Annotated in this window: 14 protein-coding genes; 4 read left to right on the forward strand and 10 right to left on the reverse strand. The window is 35.1% G+C overall.

The genetic code is table 11. From position 1 onward, the window contains the following. The first annotated feature begins 81 nt into the window (after window positions 1-81). A complete protein-coding gene (locus tag NCE97_RS05165; protein WP_353777868.1) occupies window positions 82-774 on the forward strand; it encodes a hypothetical protein in 693 nt (230 codons plus the stop codon). An 87-nt stretch (window positions 775-861) separates the two neighbouring features. Here NCE97_RS05165 and NCE97_RS05170 read toward each other — a convergent pair whose 3' ends face one another. From NCE97_RS05170 to NCE97_RS05190, 5 genes are read right to left on the reverse strand one after another with little or no spacing between them, the layout of a single operon-like run. Next, a complete protein-coding gene (locus NCE97_RS05170) occupies window positions 862-2,568 on the reverse strand; it encodes a serine hydrolase (RefSeq protein WP_353777869.1) in 1,707 nt (568 codons plus the stop codon). A 58-nt stretch (window positions 2,569-2,626) separates the two neighbouring features. Continuing rightward, the gene (locus tag NCE97_RS05175; protein WP_353777871.1) at window positions 2,627-4,582 is read right to left on the reverse strand and encodes an adenylate/guanylate cyclase domain-containing protein; all 1,956 of its coding nucleotides are present in this window, start codon (window positions 4,580-4,582) and stop codon (window positions 2,627-2,629) included. A gap of 16 nt (window positions 4,583-4,598) precedes the next feature. Next, the gene (locus NCE97_RS05180; RefSeq protein WP_353777873.1) at window positions 4,599-6,569 is read right to left on the reverse strand and encodes an adenylate/guanylate cyclase domain-containing protein; all 1,971 of its coding nucleotides are present in this window, start codon (window positions 6,567-6,569) and stop codon (window positions 4,599-4,601) included. A 53-nt stretch (window positions 6,570-6,622) separates the two neighbouring features. Next, window positions 6,623-7,201, reverse strand: coding sequence for an HD domain-containing protein (locus NCE97_RS05185; RefSeq protein WP_353777874.1), 579 nt, complete (start codon window positions 7,199-7,201; stop codon window positions 6,623-6,625). Then, a complete protein-coding gene (locus NCE97_RS05190; protein ID WP_353777875.1) occupies window positions 7,201-8,091 on the reverse strand; it encodes a YitT family protein in 891 nt (296 codons plus the stop codon). Before NCE97_RS05190 ends, NCE97_RS05185 begins: the two co-directional genes overlap by 1 nt. 204 nt (window positions 8,092-8,295) lie before the next feature. On the opposite strand from NCE97_RS05190, the gene NCE97_RS05195 reads away from it, so the two are divergent. Then, window positions 8,296-9,450 (forward strand): hypothetical protein, encoded by a 1,155-nt coding sequence (locus NCE97_RS05195; protein WP_353777876.1) that lies wholly within the window; start codon window positions 8,296-8,298, stop codon window positions 9,448-9,450. 85 nt (window positions 9,451-9,535) lie between these two features. Here NCE97_RS05195 and NCE97_RS05200 read toward each other — a convergent pair whose 3' ends face one another. The 5 genes from NCE97_RS05200 to NCE97_RS05220 all read right to left on the reverse strand — a co-directional run bounded on the left by NCE97_RS05200 (window position 9,536) and on the right by NCE97_RS05220 (window position 16,063). Continuing rightward, window positions 9,536-10,453, reverse strand: a complete 918-nt coding sequence (locus NCE97_RS05200) for an alpha/beta fold hydrolase (protein ID WP_353777877.1) — start codon at window positions 10,451-10,453, stop codon at window positions 9,536-9,538. A 110-nt stretch (window positions 10,454-10,563) separates the two neighbouring features. Then, the gene (locus tag NCE97_RS05205; RefSeq protein ID WP_353777878.1) at window positions 10,564-12,015 is read right to left on the reverse strand and encodes a lipopolysaccharide biosynthesis protein; all 1,452 of its coding nucleotides are present in this window, start codon (window positions 12,013-12,015) and stop codon (window positions 10,564-10,566) included. 5 nt (window positions 12,016-12,020) lie between these two features. Beyond that, a complete protein-coding gene (locus NCE97_RS05210; protein ID WP_353777879.1) occupies window positions 12,021-13,307 on the reverse strand; it encodes a glycosyltransferase in 1,287 nt (428 codons plus the stop codon). Continuing rightward, window positions 13,308-15,743, reverse strand: a complete 2,436-nt coding sequence (locus tag NCE97_RS05215; protein ID WP_353777880.1) for a YfhO family protein — start codon at window positions 15,741-15,743, stop codon at window positions 13,308-13,310. A 35-nt stretch (window positions 15,744-15,778) separates the two neighbouring features. Beyond that, window positions 15,779-16,063 carry a DUF4834 family protein gene (locus NCE97_RS05220; RefSeq protein WP_353777881.1) on the reverse strand — a complete coding sequence of 95 codons (285 nt, stop codon included), beginning with the start codon at window positions 16,061-16,063 and terminating at the stop codon, window positions 15,779-15,781. Between the two features lie 104 nt (window positions 16,064-16,167). On the opposite strand from NCE97_RS05220, the gene NCE97_RS05225 reads away from it, so the two are divergent. Further along, window positions 16,168-17,154, forward strand: coding sequence for a transporter (locus tag NCE97_RS05225; RefSeq protein ID WP_353777882.1), 987 nt, complete (start codon window positions 16,168-16,170; stop codon window positions 17,152-17,154). 19 nt (window positions 17,155-17,173) lie between these two features. Next, the gene (locus NCE97_RS05230) at window positions 17,174-18,292 is read left to right on the forward strand and encodes a GTP cyclohydrolase (RefSeq protein ID WP_353777883.1); all 1,119 of its coding nucleotides are present in this window, start codon (window positions 17,174-17,176) and stop codon (window positions 18,290-18,292) included. Window positions 18,293-18,302 lie beyond the last annotated feature (10 nt).

Below are 18,302 nucleotides of genomic sequence, written 5' to 3' on the forward strand. Positions count from 1 at the left end.
GGCACGCTAATTGGAATTGCTAAAACAAATAGCGTAAGCCGAAAAGCTAAAGAGTAGGCACAATCTAAAACCCTTATTACTATGAAACGAATAGTATTACTTTTTACAGGTTTGTTAATGGGATTAACAACTGTATCAGCAGCAGAAACTACTGCAACCAAAGGAACTGATTTAGATATTACAAAACGCTATCGTTATACACAACCTATTTTGTTTGTGGAACGCGGTGTGGAGTTCCTAATCTTTCCTGATGGAAGTTTTGACTTCAATACTGATTTTAATCCAAACGCTCAAGGTAGTGTGTATTATAGACGCTCCAGACGAGGCAATATCAACAGAACGCATGGTGCTCCTGGAACCGTTTATCATAACTATGGCAGACCAAGAGGTGTCGTTGTAACTCATGATAGTTATGGTCGTGTAAGACGTATCGGAAATGTGTTTATCAACTACGATAGACAAGGTCGTATAAAACGTGCAGGTTCTGTATACATGCGATATAGACGTGGCTTACTGAAGCAAGTTGGTGGCCTACACATTCAGTACAACAGAAGAGGACAAATCATTGGTACGACTGGCTTTGTAAACTTTAATAACCAAGGTTCTGGTATTTGTGGAGATACTGACTATTATCTCGACAATGGTTTTGATAATGACTGGTACGACAACGATTGGAATGACGATTGGGATGATGATGATTTCTACTACTACAGAAGAGATGGTAAAGTGAAGAAATTGAAAAAACATAAGCGCTCCAAACGCTACGATGACTAGATTATAATAGTCCGATTGATTGATAGTTGATTTACAAAAAATCCCGAAGTTTGGAGCTTCGGGATTTTTATTTTGATGTTATACGTTCTATTTAATTTTTGGTGCATTATGATTTCCATTCTGATGCAAGGTAAGCCCAGTAACTTTTCCGCTATCATCTTTATTGAATGTAATCTGCGCATCAACAACTTTACTATAAAAACGATCATTAGACGATGCAAAGGCTTCAATGCGCTGCTGTCCTGTCGCTTGAACGAATAATCGATTCTCTTCTCTTGTAATAGTTAAGATGAAGCTAGGTTGAAGCTCATATTCTCCTACATAACTCTCAAGCATATCTATAGGCACTTTTACATCTTTTACCATTGTGCTTGTATCTACTCCAATACGATTGAGTACGTTAATGGCATTGGTATTACTTTTATTTAGTTCATAAGATTTTTTGTAATTCTTAATGGCTTGAATGGTATCTCCAGCAACCAATTGTGCTTCACCTAAACTATCATAAGGATTAAAAGCCGAAGGATTCCTTTCTACATTAAACTGAAAAATAGCTAATGCTGTTTTTACATCTCCTTTTCCTAAGTAATCGTAGCCTAATGAATTGACTCCATTTTCGTCCACCACAAAGTTATTCCCACTAGTATTTAGAACTTCATTTATCTTAGTCATAGCTGATTCTATATCTTTCTTGTTAAGGAGTTTTGAAAGCTTCTTCGATATAGGCACTTTGGGCATTTCATAAGGCTTTCCTTCTAGAATATCATCCAAAGCATTCATTATAGCTCCATTATTAGAGGCATTCCCATAATTGGTAAGAAGGATGTAACCACTATTATTATCGAGGTTTCTTCTTAAAAACGTACGATAACCATTCAAACCTCCCGAGTGCTGCACTACTTTTTTACCATCAACGACTCCAATTCCCCAGCCGTAGCCATACTGTGTTGGTTCTCCATTATTCAATTTAGCAGGTGTAAATGCTTCTTCTAGTGCAACTTTTGACACTAATTTCTCTGTATATAAAGCTTGATCCCATAGATGTAAATCATCAACAGTTGAATACATACCTCCTGCTCCTGTAGTGAAGATTTCATAGTCATTTAAATCACCATTAGCATTATAACCAACCGCTCTGTCTTTGATTTCTGGTGTAGACTTATCATATACTAAAGTATTTTCCATGCCTAAAGGGTCGAAGATGTTGGCTTTCATAAACTCATGAAATGGCACTCCTGAAGCTTTGGCAACAATCATAGACAACAACACATAGCCTCCATTACTATAACTAAAATTATCTCCTGGTTGAAAATCTAATTGCTGCTTTATCAATAAGTCAAAGACATCCTGATTGTTTAATCCTGGCTTATAGGCACCTAATCTGTAATGATCTGGAATTCCTGAGGTATGATGCATTAAATGCCTGATGGTAACCTTATTGGCATAATCTGGGAACTCTGGGAAATATTTAGAGAGCTTATCATCATAAGATAATTTACCTCGTTCCTTAAGTATCATTATAGCCATGGTAGTAAATTGCTTTGAAACCGAGGCTAAATACACTGAAGTACCAACATTCATTTTGCGGTTTGAATTTTTATCGGCATATCCAAATGCATTGGTATATACTTTCTCACCATTTTGAGTTACTAGAATTGTACCATTAAACATTTCATTCTCGTAGCTGTACTGCATCAACTTGTCTATCTTATTATATAGAGCTGAATGAGATTGTGAAGCGACTGATTGTACTAAAAAAAGCACAAAAAGTATTGCTGAAAATAGAGTTTTCATAAAGAGGATGTGTTAATTGATTTATTATTAATGAGATGGAACTCTTAAAGTTACAAACTTATTTTAGACTAACGAAGTACATTTCTACTTCTCCTTTTCCTTTGGCTTCGATCTTTCCTCGGCTTTCAAAAGTGAATTCTGGTTCGCCTTTGATATAATTATAGGTGTCTTCTGAAATGTTCACCTTACCAATCTCACCATGACTTTCCATTCGTGATGCTGTATTTACCGTATCTCCCCAAATATCATACTGGAACTTCTTTACGCCAACAATACCTGCCACTACTGGACCTGTATGAATGCCAACTCGCATCTCGAAAGCATGTTCGCCTTTGGCTTCTTTTTCCTTATGAAGCTTTATGATAAAGTCTTGCATCTCTAATGCTGCCAAAACTGTATTCTTTACTGAGTCGTTTGCTTTTACTGGTAAACCTCCTGCTGCCATGTAGGCATCTCCAATGGTTTTTATTTTTTCGATATTATACTTGCCCATAGTAGCATCAAAAGCTTTAAAACATTCGTTGATATTGGCAACCAAATCCTTGGCTGACATCTTTTCCGATAAGCCTGTAAAGCCTTTGAAATCTGAAAACAGAATGGAGACCATTTCAAAATCTTGGGCTTCGGCTTCCCCTTTTTCTTTCAGTTCTTCGGCAACTTCGGCAGGTAGAATATTCAATAGTAAATTCTCGGAACGGTCTTTCTCTTTTTCGATGACGGCCTTTGCCTTTTTCGTATAACGCCATCTCCCATATAAGCCTCCAGAAACTAATAAGAAAAATAATCCTGCGCCTAAGGCTATATTTCTGTTCTTGTCTTTTTTACGGACTTCTGCCTGATGCGCCATTTCTGTTTTTAGTTTGACTTCTTCATTTTGAAGGCTATCCTTTAAACGTTCTCTATCAAACTCAAAGCGTTGTATTTTTTTGGCCGTTTCAACTTCATTAAGGCTATCGTTTAGAGTTTGGTCGGTTTCTAAATTATGTAGCGCATTTTTTGAATCACCTAAAGCCTTATAAACTTTATAAATACATTCGTTACAATCTTTTTGTTTTAAAAGGTCTCCAACAGATTCTGCCAAATTCAAAGCTTCCGAACATCTTATTAATGCCTTATTATATTGTTCTGTTTTTAGGTGATTAAAACCCATCATGATTAAAGCAGCAATCATTTCGCGTTTGTCATCTATGGATGTACTCACCTCTAGACTTTCTTCAAAATAGGCTTCAGCCTTATCATTCTCATTACGTTTTGCGTAGATACCACCAATGCTATACAGACTATATGCAACTCCGCTCAGATCTTCTATCTCTCTATTAATTTTTAGGCTTTCCTGAAAGTGTAGAAGCGCTTTATCAGTATCACCCAATTCTTCATAGACTGAGCCAATGTTTCCGGTAGCATGAGAAATGCCAAACTTGTCTCCTGTTTCTTTACTAAGTGCCAAACTGTTCTCATAATACTCTAAAGCTTTCTCAAATTCACCTTGATCTACATATAGTGTACCTATATTGTGTAATGTACTGGAAACACCATCCTTGAAATTTGCATCTTCGTAGGCTATCAAAGATTCCTGATAATAATTTATGGCTACCATATAATTACCTTGACTTGCCAATATATTTCCCAAATTATTTAGGTTACCTCCTATATCTCTCTTTCTGTTGAGTAACCTGGAATATTCTAAACTCTCTTCAATGTACTTAATTGATTGTGGATAATCTGCCGTTTGAAAGTAATACGCGCCTTTAATTTTTGAAGCATATAATAAGCCTAAATCGTAATTCTTTTCTCTGGAAAAGTTTTCTAAACTTTCTACCATAACCAAAACACTGTCTGGTTGATTGTATAAATATTTATCATTGATGTAAGCTGTCAATGAAATAACTCTAGTAGAATCTGCCTTGGTTTCATCTTGCCAAATATTATAAAGCGAATCTAATTCCGTTTGTGCAAAAGATGTGAAACAAAAGGAAAATAATAAGGTAGTGATGATAATTAATCGAAGCTTCATAATAAATTGTATTGCTCTATTTTAAACTCACAAAATACATCTCCACTTCGCCTTTTCCTTTGGCTTCAATCTTTCCTCTACTTTCAAATATGAATTCTGGCTCGTCTTTGATATAATTATAGGTGTCCTCTGAAATATTCACTTTACCAATCTCGCCATGGCTTTCCATTCGTGATGCCGTATTGACCGTATCGCCCCAAATATCGTATTGAAACTTCTTTACACCTACAATACCTGCCACTACTGGGCCTGTGTGAATGCCAACACGCATCTCAAAAGCATGTTCTCCTTTGGTTTCTTTTTCTTTGTGAAGTTTTATAATGAAGTCTTGCATCTCTAATGCTGCCAAAACTGTATTCTTTACCGAATCATTAGTTTTTACTGGTAAGCCACCTGCTGCCATGTAGGCATCACCAATGGTTTTTATTTTTTCGATATTGTACTTCTGCATCGTAGCATCGAAAGCCTTGAAACATTCATTGATATTGGCAACCAAATCTTTTGCTGTCATTTTCTCCGACATTCCTGTAAAGCCTTTGAAGTCTGAAAACAAAATGGAAACCATATCAAAATCTTGAGCTTCTGCTTCACCTTTTTCTTTGAGTTCTTCGGCAACTTCGGCTGGTAGAATATTCAATAATAAATTCTCGGAACGATCTTTCTCTTTTTCAATTACGGCCTTAGCCTTCTTAGTATAGCGCCATCTTCCATATAAACCTCCTGAAACTAATAAAAAGAAAATACCAGCTCCTAAAGCTAGGTTTTTGTTCTTTTCCTTTTTGCGCACTTCTGCCTGATGCGCCATTTCTGTTTTAAGTTTGGCTTCCTCGTTTTGCAAACTGTCTTGTAAACGCTCTTTATCAAACTCGTGCTGTTGTAGTTTCTTGGCAGTATCTACTTCATTCAGACTATCCTTTGCAATTATGGTCTTTTCTAAATAATACAATGCTTGATCTTCATTTCCCAAGTTTTTATATGCTACATACAAACTGCTATAAGCATCGTATTGCTTGTCAATTTCTCCTAATTCTTTTGCTATTACTGCACTTTTATTATAGTTGGTTATAGCCTTCCGATATTGTTCTTTTAGCAAGTAAATATCACCTATGTTGTTAATTGCATTTAATGTTCCTCCTACATTATTAATTTCTTCATTTATTCTAATGCTCCTTTTGTAATACTTTAATGCTTCATCATATTCTTCTTGTTTCAAATAGACATTTCCAATACTATTGATCGTATTTGCTAATGAGAATCTATCTCCAATTCTTTCTTGAATTTCAGAAGCTTCTTGAAAATTTTCAATTGCCTTCTCTAAATCCCCAGATTTTCTATGAGCAACACCAATATTGAAGTAACTATTACCTATGGTTCTCTCGTCTCCTAATTTTTCAGAAATCAGTAATGCCTTATTATAATATTCTATAGCCTTATCATAATCTTTTGAATTACGATATATCAACCCAATATTTCCTGATGCTCTAGAAATTCCTTTTAAATAATTGATATCCTCACTATGTTTTAGACTCCTAAGATGATAATCTAGAGCTTCTAAATTATTATCGCGATCAGAATATACTGTACCAATATGTGAAAGACAATCTGCAATTCCTTGCTTATCATCTGCCTCTTCAAAAATCTTTAAGGCTTTTTGGTAATGGATTAATGCATTATCGTTTTGCCTCCTTATAGAGAATGAAATTCCTTGAACATCTAAAGCATTAGCCATAAAACGCTTTAACCCTCTTTCTTCTGCAAAGTCATACTGCTGTTGCGCAAAGTAGAATGCCGAATCTGGTTGTCTAAAAAGGTAGCGTTTCCATATAAATTCCTTCAAAGACTCTAATCTTGTTGAATCTGCTAGAGTTTCATTTTGCCATGTATTCCAAAGCGGATCATTTTTCTTCTGATATTGTTCTGGTATGGTGTACGAGAAACAGAACATATATACTCCTAGACTTAGGAGTATGAGAAGTCTTATTTTCATAACTGGTTGATTAATAGCTTACCCCTAAAGATAAAAAAATAGTAGCTTTAATCTTATGTTCTTAAAATCTGCTTCAAATTTCGCTGCTTGCGAAAGGTTTTGTAATGCTTACAATACTTAGTATGGTAACGATGGTTTTTCATGAATTCTATCTGAACTTCGTTCCATTCGTCTAAAGATAAATCAGGGTTGAAATGTAAACGCTCTTTATACAAATCTTTTGCTTTTCTAGAAAATCCTGAAGTAGCAAGATATTCTAAATCTGCATCTGCCAAGATTTGCTCTAATAGCGTCTTTGGTCGTTGAGGAATCTTGGTAGCCATTATCATTCCGCAAATCGTTTCAATTTCAGAATTAGAGTAGCCATACTTTTTTAGTTCTGTTTTGGCAATCTTACAACCTTCCTCTTCGTGCTCTTTATGTGTCACAGTAAAACCTATATCATGAAACAGTGCTGCAACCTTCAACAATTCTAAATCTGATGTTCCAACGCCTTCTTTTTTTGCGATATGTATGGATTTATCGAGTACATAAAGTGTATGTGCTGTATCATGGTAGGTTAAATAATCTGGAAGCTTGGTATCTAAAAGCTTAGTAATATCCTTTAATATGATCTTAAAAGGTGTTTTCATTAATGCCCTACTTGCCTACTAATAACGCCGCCTTTTACTTCTTTGATATTCTGCACAAACATGAATGCTTTTGGATCTGCTTCGGCTATAGCTTTTTTCATTTTGTGTACTTCTAAACGTGTCACAACTGTGACAATGATATCACAATCGTGGGATATAGTTTCAATTCCTGGTAAGTTGCCACGTTCACCTTTGTATACTGTAATTGGCTTATTGAATTTATTCACAACTAAATCCTTGATAAGTTGGTCATTAGGTGAAATTATCGTCAAGGAAATCAACTTTTCGAAACCATCTACTACATAGTCAGAAACTTTTAATGCTGTAAAGAATGTAAGGATAGAATACATGGCTTTCTCAAGACCAAGGTAGAAAGCAATCACCAAGAAAATTGTTGTATTGATCGCCATTATGATTTCTGCAGTGGACAAACCGAACTGCTTATTAGTGTATTCAGCTATGACTTCGAGACCATCAATAACACCACCTCCTCTAATCACAAACCCGATGCCTAAGCCTACAAATACTCCACCAAATGCAGCTACCAAGAAATGATCTTTGGTTACAGTAGGAATCGGTAAAACGTTTAAAGCGATACCTAATAAAATCAGTGATAGCAATGCATGTGCAGCAAAATTTTTCCCAATCTTTTTGTAACCAATAACTACAAAAGGAATATTGAGTATGAGTAAAGGCATCCATACATCTATGTGATAAATCTCATGGATGAGTATAGAAATTCCCAGAAGTCCACCATCTAGGAAATGGTTTGGAATCATAAATCCCTTAATGGCTATCGTTGCTGCAACAACTCCAATTAGCTTTAATAACAAAGATTTTAGTGAAAAGATGTTAGAGAACTCCACAGACTCAGTAGTGTGATTGCCCATTTTAGTAAATATATTTTGGTGGTTAATTAATGTCCTTACTAAAATAGGCTTTTTTATGCAATGTTTTGTTTACCAACACTTTGGCTATGCTTTTCTTAGGAGGATAAAATAAATAGCTCATTATCAGATGATTAACGTATAGAATATTTTTTGGCACGCTGTTTGTTTCTAATGAATTGAGTATAACAAAAAACCTATACAATCATGAAACGAATCGCTTTATTTTTTACGATGATGTTACTAATGGTAACTACAACAAACGCAACCAACACAACTTTAGATGCAACGAATTTTCATCATAATGCTGTGAGAGGTTATGGCAATTCGTTCATATTTACACATGCAGGAATTGAGTTCTCTGTGTTTCCAGATGGTCAGTTCGATTTTTACATTTCAAACTATGGCCCAGACGTAAGTGTTGGGTTTAACTCACCAGGTTTTTCATTAAGCTTTAACAGTGGTTATGATTACAATCCTTATGTTCAGTATGATGATTTTGGGGCTATTGTTCAAATTGAGAACACGCCTATATTTTATGATTACTATGGTAGAGTAACCCAAATTGGAAATGTTAATATATTCTATAATGCATTTGGTCGCATCTCTAGAGTTGGTGGATTATATGTGCACTACAGAAACAGAGTGTTCACACACTGCACAGGTTTTATCAATATCTACAATAGAGCTTATGTATACAGACCATGGCACAGATATTATGTAGTCCCTGCTTATGATTACTGTGTTGTTCGTGCAAGACCTTATAGACAATATTATAGACCAGTAAGACATGTATACTATAGACCTTACAGAAACAACTACAGACAGCCTGTGAGAATAAATAGTAGACGTGGAAATGCAGCATTGACTGAAGGAAGACGTAATTCAACTAGATATAGTATTAGTGATCGTTACATACAAAACCCTGAACCTCGACGTGACAGAACTGTAAGAAGTTCGACTAGAGATGCAAACGCGTCTATAGAACGTCCAAAAACTAGAGGTAGAAATGTAACGGCTACGCCTAGAACTAAATCTATAACGTCTACACCAAGGACTAAATCTGTAACGTCTAAGCCGAGAACTGTTAGCAAACCTAGAACTGTAAAGCAAAAAACTAAGGTTACTTCTACACCAAGATATGTGACCAAACCTAGGACTACTGTGTCTAAACCAGTGAAGACAAGAAAAAATAGAACGGTAAGTAAACCAAATGTTACTAAAAACCGTACATATACAAAAAGCAGATCTCAGAGTAGAGTGACGCAAAATAAAAGAAGCAATAAGTCGTTCTCCAAGTCACCATCAACGAGAACGCAACAAAAGAGCAAACGAGGAAACTCTAGACGCTCTAGATCATAAACATAATTTTTTTGGTTGGTTAGTTGGAAAGTCCTGCAAGACGTATGCCTCAAAGCACCTTGTGGGATTTTCCCTTTTTATATATCTAGTCGTTTAGTCTGCTAATAAACTCATCTAGCTCATCTAAAATCACTTCAGGTTTTTCTACATGGATATGATGACCGCTTTCAATGATGAGGTGTTTGCTTATTTCGTGAGTGTATTTTTCTGAAATCTCTTGATTCCATTTTTGAAATAATTCATTATGCTTATTATTTGGCTTATCTGCAGTTATGATATATAGTGGTAATTCTGATTTCTTTTCATCTAATTCTGCAAATTGTTTCAAAGAAATATCTTCGGCAAATGCCTCATAACCATAAGTTTTGATTGCTTTAGAAGTTTTATATGTTGGATGTGGAGGATCTGGCAATAAAGCAAATGGAATACCACTCCAAGACATATTCCTGAATAACCAATTTGTTGCCTTGTAACTAAAAGGCCACTCACCAAATTCTTCTTTACCCATTTCTTGATAAGGGTCAATAATAAAAAGTCCTTTAATGTTTTCAGGATACTTTTTCGCGTAATATCGTGCTGAGAAACCACCTGCAGAATGCCCAATTATCACATATGGCCCTGGAATATTCTCCTTTTCTAATGCTGTATTTAGCTCATTTGCAATATTATCAACTGATCTTGGTAATACACCTTCTTCGCTATGTCCAAGACCAGACCTATCATACATAAATACGCGACCTTTTCCTGCTAATTCTTCCCTTATCCTTGACCAAGTGTGCATGGTCTCTCCCAAGCCAGCAATAAGCACAAAGGTTATATCTCCTTCTCCAAAGTAGTCATAATGAACTTTATTAGTTCCTATGTCTACAAATTTCCCGATAGGTTGATGCTCCTTAAATACCTTAGAATTATAGTTGTTTTGTTTTATAGCACCCCAAATGAGCATAATAATTACAAAAGCAAGAAGAATTTTCAATATCCCTTTTAGAATCTTTTTTATCATAATGCTTTACTATTACAACCTAAGTTCACATAGTACTTAAGTTGAACTATTTCAATAGTTAAATTTAGGGATTTACTTTCAAACTATCTGTAATAGTGTGATTTACACACTTACTTCATGTAGCGTTTTATAAGATTACTGATATCTTCAGAGCAATTGAGTTTCAAAAGTAAAGTGCCATAAATTAGTAAGAGAAGTATAGATTTCAAGATCATATTCACTATAGGATGGAATCCAAAGTCCCAGAAATAGAATATTAAAAAACAAGCAACAATAAGCAGTGCCGTTTTTAAAGATCCCATTGTAAAAGGTAGTATGTTGAACTTACGATTCACAAACCATATTTTAATACTATTATAAATCAACACCGCCAAAAAAGTCGCTATTGCGGAGCCTTCAATACCATAAATTGGAATAAAAATGAAGTTCAATACTACAGCCAGAATAGCTAATAAAACACCAAACACTAAGATCATTTTATAATAATTACTATTGAATAAAATAGCATTATTGCTCCCAAGGATGTTATCATAAAACTTTGCTATGCTTATAAGAAAAACCACAAATAGCCCTTTAGAGAATTCCTCAGGAATAATTAAATAGAGTTGTTTAATGTTCAACAAGATCAATAAGAAGATAAATCCTCCTATAATCATCAAGTTTAATGAGCTTTTCTGGTAAAGGTCTTTTAACGCTTTATCACTATTGTCATTCAAATATTGAGCAGTTAATGGAGATATTATTTGGTGCATCGCTCGTTGTGGGACAGCAATTACTGTAGCAATAAATACAGCTACACTATAGTATGCCACTTCTTCGATTTGCAGCATCTCTCCTATCATGAATTTGTCTATATCTAATACTACTGTAGCTACTGAAGCTGCTACAATAATTAGCAAAGCATAAGTCACTATTTCCTTCAGGTTATCAATTCGCTTTATCGATAGCCTTGGAGCTCTAAAACTCAAGGCATAGATCATCATCACGAGTACGCGTAAGATGTAAACACCAATTAAAGCATATATAAATTGATCTGCCGATAACCAATCCAAAAACACTGCAAATAATAATAGCATGACACCTACTCTATGAAATACTTCCTTCATGAAATTGCCAAAAACAGATTTCAACTGTGTTTTTGTCCATGCGTAGAAGATTTCAAAATACGCCATCGTAACAGCAGCAATGTAAATATGCCATACATAATCATAAACTATAGTATTCTCCCTTGCTAAAAAACCTGCTATAGTATCATAAAAGAGGCAACTAGTTAGTCCCAGCGGAATAATAAATACTAATGGCAATAACAGCATCAAGGTTAAAAAGCTACTGATAGATTGTTTTGTTTTATAAGTAGAATAGAATTTTATGACTGTGTTATGTACACCAAAAGCCATCAATGGCATTAATATGTTGGCCGTTGACAGGACAAAACTCACTAAACCGTAATATTCATCGGTAAGAAAGTTAGTATACAGAAATAGTACATTAATGGCACCTATACCAAATCCAATATAGGTGCTAAGCATGTTTTTGAAAGATTGATTAATGACTATTCCCATTAACGCTAGGCTTGCAATATTATGTTAGCCAATTGCTTAGTCAATGATTTTCTACTATACTGTTCAACACCAATGGCATTGACTTGGAGACTATTGGCTTTATAAGCTTCAAAATACAATAAAATTTGTTTTTTTAATTCTGAATAAGAATCATATGTAAAATAAGATCCTGTATTCGTAGTTTTCACAATGCGTTCAACATCAGAATCTTTTGGGCCTAAGGCTAAAATTGGTGTTCCTGAAGCTAAATATTCAAATAACTTCCCAGGAATGATTGCTTTAGTGTCTTCAGAATCTATCTCAATCAGTAATAATATCTGCGATCCCATTTGAGCTACTAAAGCATTATCATGACTCACATAGCCATGATTGATAACGAAGTTACCTAAACCGTGTTGTTCTATAGACCTAATAACATCGTCGCTAGTTACGCCGAAAAGATTAAGCTGAAAGGCTTCTTTAAACGCTTCATCTTCATTGATTAATTCTGAAAGCACTTTCCAAAGTATTGTCGGATTTCGTTCTGAAAGCAAAGACCCAATATGCGACATGGTAAACTTTGTATCCTTTTTTGGTCTTTCAACACCTATCCTATCAAAACCATTTGTGATTACTGAAATAGATGTATCCGTTTTTGAAGCAAATTCAGTTTTGGTATGATTGCTTGTAACAACGATATGGTCGGACTCATTAAGCACCTTGCTCTCAAGAGCTTTGTGTTTCGCTTTGGCAAATGGCAAAAGCTTTAAACGCTTGTGATACCCAATAGTAGTCCATGGATCACGAAAATCTGCTAGCCATCTAATGTTTAAAAGTTGATTTAATTTAAGTCCTATAAGATGCAAACTGTGCGGTGGACCTGTAGTGATGATGGTATCAACTTTATGATCAACAATGTATTTCTTTAGATAACTAACTGATGGATTTACCCAAGATTTTCTAGCATCTGGAATAAAGAAGTTTCCTCTTATAAAAAGTAGCAGACGTTCTATTAGTGATTGTCTTTCCTTATTACTAATAATACCTTTACTGATGGTCTTTGTTTTCTGCTTCGAAAACAGAGCGGCTAACTTATAAGGTTCTTTAATGGGTTGCCTTAAGATAGTAACATCAGACGGTATTTCAGCAACCATACTCTCATCTATAATTGGATAATTGGGATTCTCTGGAATATAAACAATGGGGTCAATATCGAAATCTGGAAAATACTTTACAAACTTCAACCAGCGCTGTACACCAGGGCCTCCGGCTGGTGGCCAATAATAAGCGATAATAAGTACTTTCTTAGGCAATTATCGTTTCTTTAATTCCCAATATAAACCTCCAATAAGTAGCAACAGTAAGGCTATAGAACTTCCTAAAGCAATGGAGCTACCCTTCTGAACTACTTCTGGCTCAAATTTAAACTCTATAGTATGATTCCCACGTGGTATAGGCATACCTCGTAATACGTAATTTACACGGTCGTGAGGAGCAAATTCTCCGTCGATATAGGCATTCCAACCATTGCCATAATATATTTCAGAAAAGACAGCAAAACCATCATTAGTATTATTGGATTCGTACTTCAAATAATTCGGTTTGAATTCCTTTAGCTCAATTGATGCTAAAGAATCTACATCAAAGAAATGTCTTGTCTTCATCGTCCTCAGCATAAATCTGTCAGATACAGGAAAAATAGCTACACGTTTGGTATCCAAACTGTCCAAACGTTGAATTTCATCATTGGCAGACTCAACAGACTCTAAGTTTTCTACAAACCAAGCATTTCCGTTAGCATCTTCATTGACATAAGGAAATGGTCTTCCTTGCTCGTCATCAGCAATAATATACTTCGTGTTAAGCATGTTTAACACGTTGAGGTTGTTTCTATAGATATGAAAGTCTAACAACTCATTATAACGCCCAAGTTTTGCTGCATGATAACCTGTTAACGAATTATGAAAGTAAGCTGCTTTTGCTGGTCCGCCTCCAGAACTTGAAGAAATATCAAAAACTCTGTAATGTGATTTATCCTTTAAGATTTCAGTATCCGCAGGATTTGCTCTATATGGTTTTTGCACCTGAATTGAAGACACAAAGTTTTCATTATTCACATAACGTCTATCAACACCAACCAAATCAAAAACAATCAAAACACCTAAAGCTAGAACTACTAATTTCTCTGAAAGCTTCTTCTTCAAAAAGAAATAGATGACACCAGCCGAGAGTAATACCAATATTAGAGTCCTAATTGTATCAGCAGAATAGAATGCTTGTCTGTCTTCTCTAACAGCAGTTAAATAGTCCAATCCATAACGTTGCAACCATAGTGGATCTCTAGCACCTTCAAAATCGAACATAGCGCGTCCAACTAATATTAATAATGCTAGGCCTCCAGTAATCAATGTAGCAAACTTTAAAGCTTTTAATTTCTCTTCATCCTTCTGAAAATCATTAAATAACCTTACCAAAGCAAACATTGCCAAAATAGGTATACACAATTCTAAGAGCACTTGAATAGAACTTACCGCTCTAAACTTATCATACAACGGCACATAATCAATGAAGAAGTCTGTAAGGAAATTTAGGTTCTTTCCCCATGAGAGTAATAATGACAAAATTGCGCCACCAACCAGCCACCATTTAAGGCGTCCTTTAACTAAGAATAGTGCTAGTACAAACAAGAACAATACGACAGCCCCAATGTAAGCTGGTGCTTCCACAATTGGTTGATCACCCCAATACGTCGGAGTTTGTTTAGCTTCATTGAGTGCTTGTATTGGTGATGCACCTAGACCAACAAAGAAATCATATGTTTCTGAGTTTTTACCAACGTCTTCGTAAGTGCCTCCTCCCATAAAACGTGGGATGAATAAATTGAGACTCTCAGTGATTCCGTAACTGTATTCAGTAATATAATCTTTATCCAATCCGCTTGTGGCAACTTTTGGCGAACCATCAGCATTGATAGTCAATTCACTTTGCCCTCTAGTACTTTCCTTCACATACTCTTGCGTCGCCATAATGTTTGTGGCATTCAAACCTACCGATAGTATTACAGCAACAACTAAGATTCCAACGGACTTAAAATAATGTGGCAATTGCTGCTTTTGATAAGCATCAACTAGATAAGCTATTCCCAGAACGATTACTAAAAGCATTAGATAATACGTCATTTGGAAGTGGTTTGCTCCTATTTCTAAAGCCATAGCAATGGCTGTTAGTAAGAATCCAAAAATATATTGCTTCCTGAATGTTAGTACTATTCCTGCTAAAACCATTGGCATATAAGCAATAGCATGCGCTTTACTGTTATGTCCAACTCCAAGAATAATGATTAAATAAGTAGAAAAACCAAATGCTAAAGCACCAAGTGCAGCTATCTTGTAATCAACCTTTAAGGCCATAAACAGAATATAGAATCCTATAAAATACAAGAACAAATAATCTGCTGGTCTAGGTAAAAATCGTAATACAGAATCTAGCTTCTTAATGTAATTATGAGGATACCTGGCGCCAAGTTGATAGGTTGGCATGCCTCCAAAAGCACTATTGGTCCAATAGGTTTCTTCGCCTGTAGCAACTTTAAAATCCTTTTGCTGCTTGGACATTCCTATGTAATGCTTTATATCACTCTGAAAAATTTCCTTTCCCTTAAGGACTGGGTTGAAATATGCTAAAGAAACAATTACAAATCCCAGTATAACCAAGACGTGTGGAATAAATCTTTTTAAAGATGCTTGCATAGTGCTAAATACGATTACTTCAGTAAGTCGGGAAATTAATCAATTTCTTCGTAATCTATATATTCTCCAACGTTTTTGTTGGACGCAGTAGTGTTGTTTGGCATTTTATCGATTACCGTTTCACCTTCTTTCTGCTGCTTTTGGTTAGCTTGATTCTGAAAATCACCAAACTGCTGCCCAAATCGCTGCTCTGCTTTCTTAACCACATAGCGTGCTAAATATGGTGCAAAAAGTCTAGATAAGATCTTTACGCCATACCATATTAGTAAGATTATTAATATTGTTCTTAGCAAGCCCATAACCGATGCTGTTTGTAGCATTAAAATAATATTTATTCAAAAATACAATTATAAGTAGTGAAATTGAGTTATAAATACTTAAAAAAAATATAAAATCATATATTTGAACTTAAACTACCTATCTTATGATATCTCTAAGAAATAACTTAACAATCCTTCTTTTATTATTCGGATTTTTCGCTTCGGCGCAATACACTGATGTCATCAATTCTAACAGGCCAGGTGCTTCCCAAAGTGCTTTTGCGGTTGGTAAAAGTGTATTACAGTTTGAAGTTGGTCCATATTTGGTCAAAGAAGAACATACACCTTTACGATACGAAGTCTCTGGTTTCGGAGCAGATTTTGCAGTTAGATATGGACTTTTGTTTGAAGAATTAGAGATTCAATTAGATGGTACTTACCAGAACGATACCTTCAAAGACATGCGTTCTGCCATCACTTCAGAAGATAGTAGAGCTAATTTTAAGCGTTTAACCATAGGTGCTAAATACTTAGTCTATGATCCTTACAAAAAAGAAGGTGAAGAAAAACCAAATTTATACAGCTGGAAAGCGAATAGACAGTTCAAATGGAAGTATTTAATCCCTGCTGTTTCCGTCTATGCAGGTGCAAATTTTGATACCAAAAACAATCCATATACAGGTCCGGATGTTGAAGGGTTTAGCCCTAAAGTAATGGTTGCCACCCAAAACAATCTTCCAGGAGGCTGGGTGTTTGTGATGAACCTTATTAAAGATAGAATAGGATCAGATTACTCAGATTTTCAATACATATTGACATTAACGCATTCATTTCATCCACAATGGGCAATATTTGGGGAAACTCAAGGTATAAAAGGCGACTTTTATTCTGATAATATTTTTAGAGTTGGTGGCGGTTATTTATGGACAAAAGACTTACAGTTAGATGCTTCTATTGCATTCAACACAAAGGATACGCCTTCGATATTTAATTTTAATTTTGGAGTTTCGTACCGTTTAGATTTCCACCAAGATCCAGAAAATGGTGCTTCGGCAAATGAAGAAGGTAAAAGAAGGTCTAGAAAAAAAGGAAAAAAGAAAAAGAAAGACAAGGAGAATGGTGATGAGAAAAAGGAAAATGAAAAGTGGTAGTTAGAAAATAAGTTCGTTTATGCTCAAAATTACTGAAGTCACAACCAAAAAGCAGCTTAAACAGTTCGTAAAGCTACCTTTTCAGCTATATAAAGATTCTAAATATTGGGTACCTCCTATCATTAGTCAGGAGATGAAAACCTTTGACAAATCCGAAAACCCAGTATTCCACGATGCTGATGCAAGGTTTTTTCTAGCTTATAAAGACAATAAACTTGTTGGTAGAGTTGCTGCTATAATCAACTGGATTGAAGTAAAGGAACAAGGTATCAAGAAAATGCGCTTCGGGTGGTTTGATTTTGAAGATGATCTAGAAGTTTCTAAAGCTCTATTAGAAAAGGTTGAATCGATAGGGAAAGAAAATGGCTTAGAGATTATGGAAGGTCCTGTTGGCTTTTCTAATCTTGATAAAGTAGGTGTAATGACCGAAGGGTTTGATCATATCGGTACTATGATTACCTGGTATAATCACCCATACTATGTTAAGCATTATGAATCCAATGGATTTGAAGTTGCAAAAAAATATATTGAGAGTAAATTCCCATTCGATAATATAAAACCTGAAACTTTTACTAAAATCCAGGCATTAATTAAAAGACGGTATAAGCTTAAGGAAGTAAATTTCTCTAAGACATCTGAAATAGTGCCTTATGCAGATGAAATGTTTGATCTCTTTGAAGCATCACATGAAAAACTTTCCTCTTTTGTTGCTATTAATGATGAACAAAAAGCATATTTCAAAAAGAAATTCTTACCATTTTTAAATCCTGAGTATACCAAGTTTATAGTCGATGAACATGGAAAAATGGTTGCTTTTGCAATTGTGACGCCTTCTTATGCGGAAGCGCTGCAAAAAGCTAAAGGAAAACTATTCCCATTTGGTTTTAGGCACATATTGAAGGCTAAAAAGCACGCTAAAGCGGTTACATTCTATCTTATTGGTGTGTTGCCAGAATATCAAAATAAAGGTGTCACAGCGATTATCTTTAATGAGTTCTATAAAGAATTTGTCAAAAAGAAGGTTGAAGAATGTATTAGAGGTCCAGAATTAGCAGATAATACAGCCATACATCAAATCTGGAAGCATTTTGATCCTCAAGTTCACAAAAGACGCTGTACTTATAGTAAACCCATATAAAAAAAGCCTG

Source organism: Winogradskyella sp. 3972H.M.0a.05 (assembly GCF_040493455.1).
In the GTDB taxonomy this organism is placed as follows: Bacteria; Bacteroidota; Bacteroidia; order Flavobacteriales; family Flavobacteriaceae; genus Microcosmobacter.

Excerpts from the sequence above, each read along its gene's own strand:
- NCE97_RS05175 (WP_353777871.1), bottom strand. The coding sequence starts at position 4,582 with ATGAAGCTTCGATTAATTATCATCACTACCTTATTATTTTCCTTTTGT.
- NCE97_RS05180 (WP_353777873.1), bottom strand. The coding sequence starts at position 6,569 with ATGAAAATAAGACTTCTCATACTCCTAAGTCTAGGAGTATATATGTTC.
- NCE97_RS05230 (WP_353777883.1), top strand. The coding sequence starts at position 17,174 with ATGCTCAAAATTACTGAAGTCACAACCAAAAAGCAGCTTAAACAGTTC.
- NCE97_RS05190 (WP_353777875.1), bottom strand. The coding sequence starts at position 8,091 with ATGGGCAATCACACTACTGAGTCTGTGGAGTTCTCTAACATCTTTTCA.
- NCE97_RS05185 (WP_353777874.1), bottom strand. The coding sequence starts at position 7,201 with ATGAAAACACCTTTTAAGATCATATTAAAGGATATTACTAAGCTTTTA.
- NCE97_RS05220 (WP_353777881.1), bottom strand. The coding sequence starts at position 16,063 with ATGCTACAAACAGCATCGGTTATGGGCTTGCTAAGAACAATATTAATA.
- NCE97_RS05215 (WP_353777880.1), bottom strand. The coding sequence starts at position 15,743 with ATGCAAGCATCTTTAAAAAGATTTATTCCACACGTCTTGGTTATACTG.
- NCE97_RS05225 (WP_353777882.1), top strand. The coding sequence starts at position 16,168 with ATGATATCTCTAAGAAATAACTTAACAATCCTTCTTTTATTATTCGGA.
- NCE97_RS05165 (WP_353777868.1), top strand. The coding sequence starts at position 82 with ATGAAACGAATAGTATTACTTTTTACAGGTTTGTTAATGGGATTAACA.
- NCE97_RS05170 (WP_353777869.1), bottom strand. The coding sequence starts at position 2,568 with ATGAAAACTCTATTTTCAGCAATACTTTTTGTGCTTTTTTTAGTACAA.
- NCE97_RS05195 (WP_353777876.1), top strand. The coding sequence starts at position 8,296 with ATGAAACGAATCGCTTTATTTTTTACGATGATGTTACTAATGGTAACT.
- NCE97_RS05200 (WP_353777877.1), bottom strand. The coding sequence starts at position 10,453 with ATGATAAAAAAGATTCTAAAAGGGATATTGAAAATTCTTCTTGCTTTT.
- NCE97_RS05205 (WP_353777878.1), bottom strand. The coding sequence starts at position 12,015 with ATGGGAATAGTCATTAATCAATCTTTCAAAAACATGCTTAGCACCTAT.